This window comes from Micromonospora sp. NPDC048871, from assembly GCF_043198155.1.
Classification (GTDB): domain Bacteria; phylum Actinomycetota; class Actinomycetes; order Mycobacteriales; family Micromonosporaceae; genus Micromonospora.
In genome coordinates, this window is the sequence record NZ_JBICUM010000002.1 from 273,072 (window position 1) to 285,848 (window position 12,777).

General features: G+C 71.8%; 7 protein-coding genes. 1 reads left to right on the forward strand and 6 read right to left on the reverse strand.

Annotated elements, in window-relative coordinates; translation table 11 throughout:
- Nucleotides 1-243 precede the first annotated feature (243 nt).
- The 5 genes from ACGFIK_RS05870 to ACGFIK_RS05890 all read right to left on the reverse strand — a co-directional run bounded on the left by ACGFIK_RS05870 (nucleotide 244) and on the right by ACGFIK_RS05890 (nucleotide 9,918).
- Entirely contained in the window at nucleotides 244-876 is a 633-nt protein-coding gene (locus ACGFIK_RS05870; RefSeq protein ID WP_393337921.1) for a hypothetical protein, read from the reverse strand.
- A 29-nt stretch (nucleotides 877-905) separates the two neighbouring features.
- Nucleotides 906-3,317 carry a family 43 glycosylhydrolase gene (locus tag ACGFIK_RS05875; protein WP_327025290.1) on the reverse strand — a complete coding sequence of 804 codons (2,412 nt, stop codon included), beginning with the start codon at nucleotides 3,315-3,317 and terminating at the stop codon, nucleotides 906-908.
- A 71-nt stretch (nucleotides 3,318-3,388) separates the two neighbouring features.
- A complete protein-coding gene (locus ACGFIK_RS05880; protein ID WP_393337925.1) occupies nucleotides 3,389-6,400 on the reverse strand; it encodes a family 43 glycosylhydrolase in 3,012 nt (1,003 codons plus the stop codon).
- 166 nt (nucleotides 6,401-6,566) lie between these two features.
- On the reverse strand, nucleotides 6,567-8,612 hold the full coding sequence (locus tag ACGFIK_RS05885; RefSeq protein WP_393337928.1) for a copper resistance protein CopC: 2,046 nt from the start codon (nucleotides 8,610-8,612) through the stop codon (nucleotides 6,567-6,569).
- Nucleotides 8,613-8,697: 85 nt separating this feature from the next.
- Complete coding sequence (locus tag ACGFIK_RS05890) at nucleotides 8,698-9,918, reverse strand: MFS transporter (RefSeq protein WP_327025287.1); 1,221 nt, start codon at nucleotides 9,916-9,918, stop codon at nucleotides 8,698-8,700.
- 58 nt (nucleotides 9,919-9,976) lie between these two features.
- Here ACGFIK_RS05890 and ACGFIK_RS05895 point away from each other — a divergent pair, with 58 nt between their 5' ends.
- On the forward strand, nucleotides 9,977-10,939 hold the full coding sequence (locus tag ACGFIK_RS05895; RefSeq protein ID WP_393337931.1) for an ArsR/SmtB family transcription factor: 963 nt from the start codon (nucleotides 9,977-9,979) through the stop codon (nucleotides 10,937-10,939).
- A gap of 6 nt (nucleotides 10,940-10,945) precedes the next feature.
- On the opposite strand, the gene ACGFIK_RS05900 is transcribed toward ACGFIK_RS05895, so the two are convergent.
- A complete protein-coding gene (locus tag ACGFIK_RS05900) occupies nucleotides 10,946-12,775 on the reverse strand; it encodes a DUF2207 family protein (protein WP_393337933.1) in 1,830 nt (609 codons plus the stop codon).
- Nucleotides 12,776-12,777 lie beyond the last annotated feature (2 nt).

The window sequence follows — 12,777 nt, forward strand, 5'->3', positions numbered from 1 at the left end:
CGGGGGCGGGGGGGCCGGGGGGGGGGGGGGGGGGGTGGGGGGGGGGGGGGGGCCGCCCCCCCCCCGGGGGGGGGGCGGCGCCCCCCCGCCCCCCCACGCCAGCAACAGCAGGGGAACGACGGCCAGTCTCCCGTAGCGTGTGGTTGTCATGCCGATCTGACGTAGCCGCGCACGGGTTGGTTTCGTCGATCCCGCACCGGATGTGGAGGCCGCCCGCACCGCGCGGCCCCCACGGCCGGTTTGCTACTCGAACAGGGACAGGGTCAGGGTCGAGGTGTACGCACCCGCGGCGACATCCGCCGGGGTACGCAGGAACAGGTCCGCGTCGACGGTGTACTCGCCAGGGGTCACCGCACCCGACTCGAAGGTCGACACCAGCAGCTCCTGGTCCACCAGACCCACGTTGTTACCCGGCTGAGTCGGCTCGTCCACGACGGTGACGACCTCCTCACCGGCGCTGACCAGGCCGGTGTCCCCACCGTCGATCAGCTTCGGCTTCCAACCCAGGTGCCCGGCACCGATCGGGGCCTGGTCGGCGTCACCGACGAAATCGGTAGCGCTGCCCAGCACCGCCCACGCGGCACCGGCCGGCACCTCGTCGGCCGTACGGGTGTCCGTGACCGTCACCGTCGGCAGGTTGCCGGTGAACTGGCGGACCAGCAGCGTCGACCCGTCCTCGGACAACGCCACCGAGTCGGCGGAGACCGACATGGCGAGGACACCCGGCTGCCGGATCTCCTCGATCTCGACGGTCACCTCCACCCCGGTCTCGTCACCCGGCTCGGCGTGGGCCGGCCCGGCCAGCGCCACCGCGCCGACCAGCAGGGTGCCGGCGGCACCGGCGGCCAGCAGCCGCCCGCGTTTGCCTGTGTCCATTCAATGCTCCGTTTCTGCCCGAGGGTCGGTCAGGCGCCGCAGGTGGCGCCCGAGTGCGGGACGGTGTGGGTGGTGGTCACGGTCCGGCCCTCGATCGAGCCGGTGACCCGGACCGTCACCGATCCGGCCGTGAGGGTAGCGGTGCGGGTGTTGAACTGCTGGTACGCGTTGGCCCCGGCGGCCACCCCGGAGACCGTGCGCTTGCCGTGGGCGGTCTCCAACTCGATGTCGACCGGCCCGTCGTGGTCGTTGCGGGCCTGCACCGCCAGGTACACGTTCGCGCCGATGCACCGGGTCTGCGCGGTGGCGGTCACCGGCAGCTGGTCGGTGGCGGCGGTGAACTGCCAGGTGTCCAGTTCGAACAGGTCGGCCCCGGCGGCACCGCTGAAGGTGAAGTAGAGGTCGTGCACCCCGGAGACCCCCTCCAGGGAGGCGGTCAGCTCCGTCCACTCGCCGAGGGTCCCCTCCACCGGGATGGTCGCCACGACCGGCCCGGCTACCTCGTCGAGGCGCACCTGGATCTGGCCACCGGCTGCCAGCGGGCGCACCCTGGCGGTCACCCGGTCGGCGCCGGAGCCGAAGTTCACCGAGGACAGGGCCGTCCAGTCCCCGTTGTCGATGTCGTGGACCACCAGGTTCGGGGCGGAGCCACCGAACTCGGCGGAGCCGCCGTCGACCTTGGCGGTGGCGATGCCCTTGCTCCAGCCGAAGGTCTCCGCCTCGAACACCCGGTACGGGTCGAAGTCCCGGACCTGCTCGACCCCGGCGTAGGTGCCGACCACCTGCTGGATGGTGCCGTCGGGGTTGAAGGCCAGTTCCTGGATGTGCGGGCTGCGGTAGCCCTGGGTGGTGTTGCCGTTGATCCGCTTGTTGAGGGTCGGGGCGTGGTAGGTGAAGTAGTACTTGCCCTCGTACTCGAAGACCGACTGGTGGTTGTTGCCGCCGGTGCCGGTGCCGAAGAACTGCGACTGGTTGGGGAACAGCACCCCGGCGTAGGTCTCCTTGGGCCAGGACATCGGGTCGTCGGAGATCATGTAGCCGATCTGGCCGCCACCGGGGTAGCCGGGCAGCGGGGTCTGGTTGCCCCCGAAGTCACTACCGCCGAAGTGCGAGGAGTACGACAGGTAGTACTTGCCGTCGCGCTTGAACACCTGGGCGGCCTCGAAGGCCACCGGGGCGTCCACCACAGCCGCGGTGCCCTCGGTCGACACCATGTCGTCGCCCAGCTTGATCGCGCGCAGGTTCTTCGGATTGTTGAACCGCTCGGCCGCCGGCATGCTGGTCGAGGCGGGACCCCCACCGAAGTAGAGGTACGGCTCGCCGTCGGTGTCGACGAAGGGCGCCGGGTCGAACTTCCAGGCGACCGCCTCGGCACCGGGGGTACGACCGTCGATCAGGGTGCTGGTGCGCTCACTGGTCCACGGGCCGACCGGCGAGGCACCCGTGATCACGTTGCTGGAGCCGCCGCCGTTGGCGTAGTAGAGGAAGAACTTCTCCTGGCCGTCGACGACCTTCTTGGCCATGCCGGGCGCCCACGAGTTGTTGGTGAACGGCGCGACACCGTTGGGGCCGGCGACCGGGACCTCACCGTGGTCGGTCCAGTTGACCATGTCCGTCGTGGAGATCACGGTGATCTGGTTGATGTCGCCGTAGTTGATGCCCGGCGAGACCCCGGTGGTGGGGTTCGGGGCGTACCCCTGGGTGTCGTTGGTCATGTACATGTACACCCGGCCGTCGTGGACGAAGCCGTACCCGTCGGCACCGAACTTGTGCCCGATCAAGGGGTTGTGTTCACCGGGCAGCTTGCCCACCACCTCGATGGTCTTCGAGGCGGGCGGGGGCGGCGGGGCGCCGACCACGGAGACCTCGTCGAGGGTGAAGTCCATCAGGTGCAGGTCCGGGTCGCTGGACGGGTCGCTGGTCCAGGGGGTCTCGAAGAACAGCCGCGCGGTGGACACCCCCTGCCCGGCCGGGATGGTGAACTGCCCGTTGAAGTGGGCCCACTGACCCCGGGTGGCGGTCACGCTGACCAGGTTGGTGTAGGTGCCGCCGCCGTAGTGCATGGTGGCGAAGAACTGCTTCGTCGCCGGGGACTGTGGGTTGTCGTACCTGATCCGGGCGCTCAGCGCGTAGGTCTGCCCGGCCTGCACCTTGCCGGAGAGGTCCTGCATCGGGCCGGAGCCGGTGGTGGCCCGGTCGGTGACGTGCACCGCGCTCGATCCGGAGTAGGCGTCGCTGGTGGGGGTCAGGGTCGCGGCGTCGGTGGCGTTGCCGTTGTTGACGAACCAGCCGGTCAGCCCCTGCTCGAAGCCGCCGTTGACGATGAGGTCGGCCTCGGCGGCCTGGACCGGTGCCGCGGACACGAAACCGGCCAGCAGCAGGCCGGCCGCCGCGACCGCGGCGACCCGGCGACGGGCCACCCTTCGCAGATGGGGTGTCACAAATGCCCTCCTTCACATGGGACGGGGGCCCCGGGGCCGGCGTGGGTCCGGCCCCGGGGCAGCTCAGGGGGTCAGCCGCCGCAGGTGGTGGCGGCGTGCTCCGCGGTGCGGACGGTGGTCACCGTCCGACCCTCGACCGTGCCGGTGACCCGGAAGGTCGCCGTACCGGCCGGTATGGCGGTGGCCCGGGTGGTGAACTGCTGGAAGGCGTTGGCGCCCGGGGCGACGGCCGGGAAGCTGCGCTGGCCGTACGCGGTCTCCACGACCACCTCGACCGGACCGTCGTGGTCGTTGCGGGCCTGCACCGCCAGGTACGCCTTGCCGGCGACGCACCGGGTCTGCGCGCTGACGGTGACCGGCACCTCGGCGGCGTCCCGCAGCACCCCCAGCCGGGCGAGCTGGTAGCTCAGGGCCCGTTCCGGCGCGTCGATCTGGTTCTGGGTGCCGAACTCACCGGCCCGGGCCGTGGTCGCGGCGGCCAGGGCGGCCCGCATCGCGGCCCAGGCCTCGGCCGGGTACTGCGCCTGGTCCAGGGTGCCGGCGTGGGCGATGGCCGCGTCCAGGGCGGTGGTGTCCAGGGGCCGGTTCTGGGCGGTGAGGGTGTCACTGAGCAGGAAGTGGTCGAAGTCGACCTGCCCGCCGGTCTGCTGGGTGGCGTAGTTGAACAGGCCGACCCGGTGACCCATGAAGTGGGCGAGGCTGCCGTCCAGGACCTGCGGACCGACCCGGGTGCCCAACTGGGTCCAGGTCAGCCCGTCCAGGCTGTAGTGGAAGGTGGTCCAGAGCTGCCCGGTCGGCGCGGCGAAGTCCAGGTCGGCCTTGAGGTGCACCTCGGTGGCCTCACCGAGCGCGACGGTCGTGCCGGGCAGGAAGTTCTCCAGGGTCGCCTGGTCCAGGTCGACCGCGAAGGGCTGACCCCGGTTGACCACCCCCAGGGTGTTCACCCCACCGGCCCGCTTGACGGCCACGTACGAGAAGCCCCGGTTGTAGGCGGCCAGCCCGGCGACATCCCCGTCGCGCATCCGGGAGATGTCCATCCTGGTCTCGACGGACTGTCGGGGGCCGAAGGTCCGCTGGGACAGGGTGTTGCGGGCCTCCTCGAACCAGGCCAGCTCGGCCCGGTTGGACAGCTTGGTGTAGACGTAGTCGCCGGTCACCACCTTGCCGGTGGTCAGCCGCAGCCAGCCCTCCCGGTCGGTCAGCGACCAGTACCGGTTGTCCGGGGCGTGGTTCCACTCCCAGGCCATGTCCAGCCGCGACCCGTTGGGCCGGATCTCCGCCTCGGTCGGGTGTTCGATGCTGGAGCGCTGCCCGACGATCGACACGTCATCGAGGAGGTACTCCACGCTGGAGGAGGCCGGCTGCGGGTTGGCCCAGGGGGTCTCCACGGCGAACTTGACATTGCTGAGATTCGCCGAGGCCGGCAGGGTGTACTGGCCGGTGACGGTGGTCCACTGCCCGGCCGGCACGGTGCCGAAGGTCATCACCTGCACCCCGGAGCCCCAGTCGGCGACCAGGTTGAACCGGACGCTGCTCGGACCCGAGGTGTACTTGATCTTCGCGGAGACGGTGTACGTGACCCCGTGCTGCAGCTTGCCGGCGAGGTACTGGTGGGGGCCGGAGCCGTTCAGGGTACGGCTGCCGACCCGCAGGGCCGCCGCGCCGGCCGCCGGGTCCGTGGTGTCCCGGGTCAGGGTCGCCCCGAACTGCGGGGCCCACGGCGACAGCTCCCCGGCCTCGAAGCCGGGGTTGGTCAGCAGTTCGACACCGAGCAGGGACTCGTCGATGGCCGGCGGCGTGGGAATGGTCCACTGCTCGTCCATGTACGCCTTGTGCGGCGCGTCGTTGGCGAAGTCGTCCGAGACCACGATGCTCTTCTGCCGCTCGAACAGCTCCTCCGCCGGGCTCAGCCGGATCGGCTTGTCGAACCCGCCCTCGACCGGCACCACACCGTTGTCGCCGAAGGTCGGCCAGCCGTCGGACCAGGTGGCGGGGATCAGGGCCGGGATCCGCCCGATCGGGAAGGTGTCCCGGAAGAACATGCCGTACCAGTCGGTGGCGCCGCCGGGGCGGGCGATCGGCACCAGGCTGCCCTGGGCGAAGCCGTTGGAGTTGAGCACCCCGCGCGCCTGCCAGGTGTTCGTCCCACCCGGGGCGGTGTGCCGGCCGAGCAGTTCCGGTGAGCGGAGCATAACCACCTGGCGGCCCTGACCGGAGGGCCAGGTGATGATGACGGCGTAGTACTGGCCGTCGATGTAGTAGAACTGGGCGCCCTCGAACAGGCCGCCGATGAAGGGCTGACCGGCGTAGTCGTTGGCGCTGAACACGTTCGGGTAGTCGGCCACGATGGCGGTCAGCCCGGCGTTGAGGCGTACCGCGCTGATGGTGCCGTTGCCGTAGAAGATGTACGGCGTACCGTCGTGGTCGAAGAAGAGGGAGGGGTCGTGCAGGCCCCGGCCCAACGCCGTACGCTGCCAGGCCCCGTTCTCGATGTCGTCCGTGCGGTAGATGTACGCCCCACCCAGGTTGTTGGTGTTGAAGGCGACATAGAACATGCCCTCGTGGTAGCGCAGCGAGGAGGCCCACTGGCCCTGCCCGTACGAGTTCTGGCCGTTGCGCAGGGAGAACGAGTCGCCGATGCTGGCCCGGTCGAAGACGTAGTTGACGATCTCCCAGTTGACCAGGTCGTAGGACTTCATGATCGGCGCGCCCGGGCTCAGGTGCATGGTGGTGCTGATCATGTAGTAGATGTCCCGGCCCTCGTCGTTCTCAGCGGCCGGCACCCGTTCCACACTGATGTCCGGCACGTCGGAGCGCAGCAGGGGCACCGTGTAGGTGCCGTCGCCCCGATCCGTCGAGGTGTACGACGAGCGGGGCGACCAGGGCTGGTCGGCGTGGGCGGCGGCACCGGGCACCAGGGCGGCGGCGCCGACCAGGGTGCCGACCGTGGCCACCCCCAGACCCTGCCGACCGGGCCGCATCCGGCGCAGCAGGCGAGTCATGGTGCGGACGATCGTCAGCAGCGGGGTGGGGCGAGACGAGTCGGGGCAGGGGTCGGCGGCAGCGGCGACGGGCACGTGCATGGCGGGCTCCAGACGCGAGCGTGACGGGACCCCTATGGTGTTAGCGCTAACAACGATCGTCAAGACCCTGATCGACACTTCGGCGAAATCTACGAGCAACATCTCCCGGAAGGTCCGGTGTGAGCGCTCCCAGTGCTCAGCCCGCTCGCTGCCACAGTGGATCTGCTCAGCTCAGGTCCAGAGTGAACTCCGCGGTGTGCACCTTGCCGTCCACCTGGAAGTCGAAGAAGGCCCGGTACCGCCCGAGGCTCGGCACGGTCAGCCAGAAGGTGACCGCCCCGTCGACCACCTCCGGTTCCGGATGCACGTGCACATAGCCCAGGTCCCCTTCCCGCAGCACGACCAGATGCCCGTACGCCCCGAGGTAGGGCTGCAACTCGGCGGGCCCGGCGGCACCGGCCACCCGGAGCACGATCGGTGCGCTCAGCCCGATGGTCGGCGCACCCTCCATCGACACCGTGTAGGGCCCGGCGGTGGCCTGGGGCGCCGGGGCGGGCAACTGTGCCGGTGAGTAGACCCCCGGCACCTGGTGGTCGACCCCGAGCACCAGCGGCAGTTGCCGGCCGTCAGCCGTGGTGACGGAGAAGTCGGCGTACAGGCGGTAGTCACCGGCCCGGGGCAACTCCAGGGGCACCCGCCAGACTCCGTCCTCGCCCATGCTGGGGTGCAGGTGCTGGTAGCCGCTGAGGTCCCGGCCGATCACGATGAGGTGCAGAGGCTTGTCGTGTACGACCGCGAAGTCGGTCACCGGCTGCCGGTTGCCGTCGACGATGCGGAACTGGTAGTCCACCCGTACGCCGGGGGGTTGGGACCGCTGCACCGGTTGCAGGGTGTAGCCGGCCGCGCTGACCCCCGCCCCGGCCACCTGGTCCTCCCCGGGGTGGGTGTGTGCCCCGGTGCCCGGGGGGTGCTGGTGCCCGCCGCCGACGGCCGATCCGGCCGGTACCCCTGGGTCCCCCGGCCGGGCCTCGGTGTTGCCGGGCTGCTCGCCGCCGCCGATCCGGCCCAGCCCGAAACCGGCCAACAGGGCGATCACCAACCCACCCACGAGCAGGGCCAGGCGGAGGTTGCTGGACCGGTCGGTGGGCACGGGTTCGTCGGCCAACGCCGACGATTCCGCCGGTGCCGCCGACTCGGCAGCCGCCGGAAGGCCGACGGTGACCGGGTCGCCGGACGGCCGGGGCCGGGTCGCCGCGACGACAGACGCACCCCTTCGGTCGGCCGCCCCGGCCTCGCCCGTGCTGCCCCGATCCGACCGGGTAGCGCTCCGGTCCGACCCGGTAATGCCCCGATCCGACCCGGTACCGCCTCGCCCGGGTTTTGCGGTCGCCGGACCGGAGCGAGCGGTCGCGCCAGAACGAGGGGTCACCGCAGCGGAGCGAGCGGTCGCACCGGAGCGAGCGGTGGTCTTCTTCTTTCCCTTGGGGCGGGAGCCGGTGGCGGGGCGGCGACCCGGAGCGGTACGGCTCGGGCGGTGGAGCAACCCGGCGGCCAGGGTGGGGCGGCGCCAGAGGAGCAGGCCGATCAGGGCGACGGCGACCGCCACCGCCACCCCCGTCCAGGCCCCGGCCCTCAGGCCGCCCTCGGCGGGTGGCGTCGGGGCGGCGGCCGGGGGTGCCGAGGCCGGTGGGACGGCGGAGGCGGGTGCGGGCTCGGCGTCGTGCCCGTGCTGGTCGACGGCGGCCACCAGGGCCGGGTCCGGCTGATCGGTCGGGGGGCGCCATCCGGCCGGGGCCGGGGTCACCGGCCCGGTGTAGCGGAAGCTCAGGGTGCCGCGTACCGGTTCCCCGTCGGAGGCCACGGAGAGGTAGCTGACCGTGTACCGCCCGGTCGCCGGCAGGTGGGCCAGGTTGACCACCGCCGGGTAGCCGGTGGTGTACTCCCGGGGTTGGAAGGTGCCGTCGACCAGGAAGTACTCGCGCACCGGTTGGTCCAGTGGGCGGGGCTCCCCCTGGGTCCAGCCGTTGTCGATCCGGATGCCACCCGGTGCGGTGACCGCGAAGTGGGCGTTCGGTACCACCTGTTCGGTGAAGTAGAGCTGCACCCTGGTCAGCGGCTCGGTCACGGTGGCGTCGGCCTTCGGGGTGGACATCGCCAGGCTGCCGTGCGCCGCCGCCGGGGCCGCACCGACCAGGATTCCGACCGCCGTGGCCAGGAGGAGCGCTAGCAGCCCGGAGGTGACCCGGATGGGGGTCCTGGGGAGACGACGCATCAGTTCATCCTCACGACGGCACAGCTTCAGCCAAGACCCATACATCTTTTTGCATGCATGACGAAAGTCAATACATCGGCCGCCCTCATCCGGGCCCGCCCCCGACCCGGCTGGGTCCGGTCGACTCCGGAGTCTCTGCCGACACCGGATGGGTGCCGCGCAGGCCCGGGGTGAGCAGGGCCGTCATGACCAGGGAGGAGCCGGCCAGGGCGGCCACCGCCAGGTGGGTCGGCACCAGGTCGGCCAGCACCCCGGCCAGGGCGGCGAACACCGCCTGCCCGGTCATCGTGCCGTTGTGATTCAGACCCAGCACCTGGCCCCGCGCCTCGGCCGGGGCCCGGGCGATCAGCCGCTCCTGCAACGGCAGCGAGACCGCGAAACCCACCGAGGCGACCAGGGCGACCAGCATCGCCAGCGGCAGCGCCGGCTGCACCAGGAAGACCAGGTACGGCAGCGGGAGCAGCAGCCGCAGGGGCAGCACCCACCGGTCCCGCGCGGACGGGGAGAGGAAGCGTCCGACCAGGACGTCACCGGCGAGCATCCCGAGGGCCCCGGCGGCGAAGAGGAAACCGGCCCGTTGGCCCGCGTACGGCAGGAACAGCGCCTCGCAGCCGACCACCAGACCGTTGGGCAGCCACAGGTTGAGGTAGAGCGACCGGCAGCCCGGGTCCCGCCACAGTTGCCGGTTGACCCGCAGGGTACGGCGGGTGGAGGCGGTTCCGGTGGCCCGCGCGGGACGTTCCCTGAGCCCGAGGCGGGTGACCGCGAGCGCCACCGCCCGCAGCAGGACGGCCACTCCGAACACCTGGTCCGGACTCAGCCACACCAGCAGCAGCCCGCCGGCGGAGAACCCGGCGATCTGCATGACCCCGACGCTGACGTTCATCGCCGAGCGGCCCAGCACGTACCCACCGGCGGGCAGGATGTCGTTGATCAGGGCCCAGCGGGCACCCCCGGTGACCGATCCGACGTACGCGACGATCAGGATGACCGCGAACCGGGCCCACAACGGCAGCCCGGGCAGGGTTTGCAGTCCGGCCCCCAGGAGGGCGACCAGCGCGGCCAGGCCCAGGGCCCGACGTGGCGGCAGGCTGTCCGCCGCCGAGAGCAGGGTCAGGCTGCCGAGCACGCCCGCCAGGGGTGCACCGAACATGCTCAGGGCGGTGAGCAGGGCGGAGCCGGTCGCGGCATAGGTCAGCGAGCCCAGGGCCAGCGCCGAGGTGGTGTGGGCGGCGATGCCGGCGCAGTTGGCCACGAACAGGTTGCGGAATTCGGCTACGGCGAACAGGTCCGAGTAGGTCCTCACCGGCACGATCCTCGTGGCGTCCGGGGCGTACCCGTAGAGTTACGGCTGGAGGCGAAACATGTCGATTTGGCGGGTACCGGTGGACCTGCTGGCGCGCAGCCGGTTCGTCGTCTCGCCGATGACGGACACGGTCGCCGCGCTGCGGGCCCTGCACCACCCCGCCCGTCCCTGGCAGCACGCCTGGCGACAGCCGCACCTCGGGGCGTACCGACAGATGTTGGCGCGGCGGGCGACCCTGCGGGCGGTGCTGGCGGCGGCCTTCCAACCACGGTGGACGGCCGACTTCCTCACCCTGGCCCCCGCGACGGCCGCACCGGACTTCGCCGAGGAACTGGCCGTCGTCGCTGAACGCGGTGACGACCAGATCCGCGCGGACCTGCGGGCTACCCGGCCCGGCCCGCTACCGGAGATCCTGTCCGGCGACGGGCTGACCGCCGAGGTGGTGTTCCTGCTGGACTGGGTCTGGGGGCACACCGTACGGCCGGAGTGGCCGGACCGCCGACGTCGGCTCCAGGCCGACATCGTGGCCCGCACCGCCCGGCTGAGCGCCGAGGGGTGGGCCGGGGTGCTGGCCGGCTTCAATCCCGGGATGCGGTGGTTGGGTGACGGCTGCCTGCGGGTCAACGACTACCCGGCGGCACCACTGCCCCTCGACCGGGCCGAGGAGTTGGTGTTCGTCCCGGCCCACTGCGTTCGGGGCTGGGTGCTGTGGGACCAACCTACCCGGTTCGGCATGGTCTACCCGGCCACCGGCATCCTCGCCGAGACCACCCCACCGGTGCCGGAAGGGCTGGACCGGCTGATCGGGGCGAACCGGGCGGCCATCCTGGTCCGGCTGACCAGCCCGCTGAGCACCTCGCAGCTGGCCTCGGTCACCGGGCTGTCCCTGGGCTCGGTCGGTGACCACCTGCGGGTGCTGCTCGACTCCGGTCTGGTGACCAAGCGCCGGTCCGGTCGGGAGGTGCTCTACTGGCAGACCTCGCGGGGGGTGACCCTCTGTGGACCGGCGACTGCCGAATGATCCCGGTCAGCCGGTGGTCTCCGGGCGGCCCGCCGAGGCCCGGGTGGCGGCCTGGGTCAGCAGCCAGGGCAGGCTGGCCGTCCGGGACCGGGCGGCACCGTGCAGGGTCACCAGCAGCGTACGGTCACCCAGGCGCAGCACGGCCCGCTCGCCGCGCAGGTACGCCCCGTCGCCCACCCCGGGCACTTCCTGACCTCGGGTGTTGATCCGCCAGATCCACTCCGCCGCCGTGCCGGAGACCGCCTGGATGGTCAGCACCGGCTGGCCGTCCCCGGCCGCCCGGAACTGCACCCCGCTGACCGGGCCGGGCAGGTCGACCGCCTCGGGGGCGTGCACCGCCAGGCCCAGCGCCTCGCCGATCTCCTCCGGGGTGATCAGGTACGCGGGCGATTCGGCACCGGTCGCGGCCGACATCTCGCTGGGGTGGGTGACCGGTTCGGTCAGGTTCCGGGACCGACCGTGGCCCACCACCGCGAACCCGACCACCCGTCGGGACCAGGGCCGCACCCGGATGGTCACGGTGTCCCCGTCGTGGCAGTCCCCGGCCCACTGACTCGGCAGCCCCCAGGCGGTGGTCCGGTCGCCGCGGCCGTCGTCCACCGCCAGGTGGTACAGCCAGGGCCGGGACGGCATGTTCTCCCCCTGGGAGGTCGACTTCCACACCTGCACCCAGAGCACCTCGCCGGTGATGGTGCGTTCGGTGAACAGGTCCACCACCCCGCGCACCACCGTGTAGACGGCCCGGGCCAGCATCAGCCCCGCCACCACGACCAGGCCGAAGATGACCATGGAGAAGGCTCGGGAGCCGGGATAGTCGCTGGTCGGGGTGGGATCGGCCACCGGGCCGAAGAGTCTCAGCACGAAGAACGCCAGCCCGCCGGGGATCACCGCTCTGAGCAGCAGTCCCGGCAGGGTGCGACCCTGGTGGGTCCGCTGGGGGTAGCGGACCCGGACCCGGTGCCAGGTGCCCCCGTACGAGGACCAGACCAGCTTCCGATCGCCCATGCCCAGGTCCAGTACCGCGCTGGTCAGGTGGGTGGTGCCCAGGGCCGCGCCGTAGCCTAGGTACCGGTCCCAGATCGCCACCGAGGCCGGGGGCAGATCATCGAACTGCTCGTGCCCCCGCAGCCAGTCCCGCACCCCCAGCCACCGCGCCGCCACCTCGGCGCCCCGGGGGGTGTCCCGCTCGCCCTGCGCGGCCGCGCCGAGGCTGGACAGCACCGCGAAAGTGAAGAACCCGGCGGCCATACCCCGGATGCCCCCGGCCGAGTGCGACACTCCGTAGCTGGTGACGGCGAGCCAGACGAACACCCCGGCGACCAGGGCGGCGGCCGACAGCAACGCGGTAACCCTCGGGCCGAAGCGCCGCCGGGACAACCCGGCCTGCCGCGCGTGGTCGACCACCTCCGCGCGGAACCGCCTGTTCCACGCCTTTGCCTGGCCCTGGTCGCGGAAGGTCAGGGCGGTCAACGGCAGCGCCCCGCCGGCGGCCAGCCCTCGCACCCGGTTCAGCACCCGGCGTTCGTACGGACGCAGCCCGGTCTCGTCCGGCGGCGAGGCGGGCATATGCAGGGTGGTCCGCATCGGGTCGTCGCCCGGCTGGCGCAGCTCGACGAAGCCACGGGCCGCGAGATCGAGCAGGGTAGCCTCGGCCGCGTCCTCGGTGACCGTCCACCGGTTGGCCAGCAGGTTGACCAGGGCCGGTGGTTCGTCGCCGAGTTCCATGGTGGCCGGCGCCGGTGTCGGGTTGGCCGGTCGGGTGGCGAACCGGATGGCACCGTACACCGCGAACCAGCCGGCCACCGCCACCGCGATCACCGCGATCTCGACGAACAACC